This is a genomic window from Syntrophomonas sp. UBA1041 (assembly GCF_002316705.1).
GTDB lineage: Bacteria > Bacillota > Syntrophomonadia > Syntrophomonadales > Syntrophomonadaceae > DTU019.
Genome location: NZ_DCEA01000025.1, coordinates 7,435 through 9,377, shown reverse-complemented (window position 1 = coordinate 9,377; position 1,943 = coordinate 7,435). Strand labels below are relative to the sequence as shown.

The window sequence follows — 1,943 nt, the reverse complement described above, 5'->3', positions numbered from 1 at the left end:
GGTCCAATATCAGCATTTTTTCTCCCAACCTCCCAGATTCTGCGAAGTGCAAAACACGCAGTTTTTCGGTTAATAAAGCTTTTCTAAGACTTCATCTTTTATAGTGAAACAATGCTCCGGAGCGGGAAAGGTTCCGGCCATGACTTCTTCTTTATATTGCTTCAAGGCTTCCGTAATGAGTGGTTGCAGGTTGGCGAATTTCTTGACAAACTTGGGAATATGACCGTGGAACATTCCCAGCATATCGTTGATAACCAGAACCTGTCCATCGCAATAGGGGCCAGCTCCAATTCCAATGGTTGGGCACGACACTTCCGCAGTGATGCGCCGCGCCAATTCGGATGGCACACACTCCATAACCATGGAGAATACCCCGGCCTCATCCAGGGCTTTAGCATCCTCGATCAATTTTTGGGCTGTTTCCAGGTCCTTGCCCTGTACTTTGAACCCGCCAAACTGGTTTACTGACTGGGGAGTCAGCCCGATGTGGCCTTGAACCGGGATCTGGGCATCCAGGATGGCTTTAATAGTATCAACCCTTTCCACCCCTCCTTCGATTTTAACCGCATGCGCGCCTCCTTCCTGGATCAGGCGTCCGGCGTTGCGCACCGCTTCGGGGATGGCAATGTGATAAGACAGAAATGGCATATCTGCAACCACCATGGCATTTTGGGCCGCTCTGGACACCGCCCGGGTATGATGTACCATGTCATCCATGGTCACCGGCAGGGTGGTGGAATAACCCAACATCACGTTCCCCAGCGAGTCTCCCACCAAAATCATATCGATTCCGGCTTGATCTATCATCCCTGCCATTGAATAATCATATCCGGTCAACATGGCAATCTTCTCTTGCCTGGTTTTCATCTCTTTGAGTACTGCTGTGGTAATTTTAGCCATAATCCCACGCTCCTTTTTAGGCACCGCACAACGTTATTGTTCTCCTTTGATCACGTTACTGAGGATCTCTTTAAACTCAGCCGCCTGTTCGGCACCGATGGTGCCTTTGGCGAGCGCAATGGAGGTAGTATACAGACCTAAACAGGCATATAAAAGCTTGTCATCACGCATTTTGTCCTCCAGTCCCTCGAGGTGATGAACAACCGTTTCTATATCCCCTCTGGCAATGGGGCCGGTTAAAGCCCGGGGTATGCCAACGTCACGGATGTTATTGATGCTGCCCTGAATCAGCGGCAACAATGCTCTGCCGGCTTGTGGACCCGGAATACCAGCTGATTCAAGCAAGCGTATTCCAAAATCGACTACTGTGACCAGATAATTGGAAACAGTACAGGCCCCGGCATGGTACAAGACCTTGGCGGTACTGTCAATGATAAAATACTCTCCTCCCAGAGCGGCTACGATGGCGCGGCCGGCAGCATATGCTTCGTGATCCCCTTCGATGCTGAATATTGATCCGGGAAGGTTGGCAATTGCCCTATCAACACCAGCAAAAGACTGCAAAGGATGTATCGACAATACAAATGCGCCGAAAGCCCTGGCTCCATCTAATAATTGCGAGGTCTGGGACCCACTCATGTGAATCACCACTTGACCGCTATGAAAAGCGCCGCTTTCCGCCAATTCGTCCGCTACATCCTTTATGGCCATGTCTGATGTGGTTATAAACAAAATATCTGCTGAGCGAGAAACTTCTTGAGGTGATGAACAGGTGGTACAGCCAATCCGGTCCACAAGTACTTTTGTAGATTCGGATAACTTGTCATAAACACCCGTAATCTCATATCCCTTGTTGCTGAGTACCACCCCAACAGCCGTTCCTACGACTCCCAAACCGATGATGCCGACTTTATTTGTCATTCCCTAACCTCCTCAGGATTACGGCAGGCAACTGCCACTAAAATCGCGCCGTCTCGGTCCAATAATGGATACAAGCGGACTTGAAAAGGATATCGGCGGGAGATCCCCTATTCCATTTTCTT

The 1,943-nt window shown here is 49.7% G+C and carries 2 protein-coding genes; both read right to left on the bottom strand.

From position 1 onward, the window contains the following. Positions 1–69: 69 nt before the first annotated feature. Complete coding sequence (gene panB / locus B2633_RS05020) at positions 70–900, bottom strand: 3-methyl-2-oxobutanoate hydroxymethyltransferase (protein WP_483169561.1); 831 nt, start codon at positions 898–900, stop codon at positions 70–72. Positions 901–933: 33 nt separating this feature from the next. Beyond that, positions 934–1,821: a Rossmann-like and DUF2520 domain-containing protein gene (locus B2633_RS05015; protein ID WP_483169559.1), complete on the bottom strand. Its 888-nt coding sequence runs from the start codon at positions 1,819–1,821 to the stop codon at positions 934–936. Positions 1,822–1,943: the final 122 nt, after the last annotated feature.

What these genes read in the sequence shown, in the direction of transcription:
- panB (WP_483169561.1), bottom strand. Translation starts at nt 900, where the DNA reads ATGGCTAAAATTACCACAGCAGTACTCAAAGAGATGAAAACCAGGCAA.
- B2633_RS05015 (WP_483169559.1), bottom strand. Translation starts at nt 1,821, where the DNA reads ATGACAAATAAAGTCGGCATCATCGGTTTGGGAGTCGTAGGAACGGCT.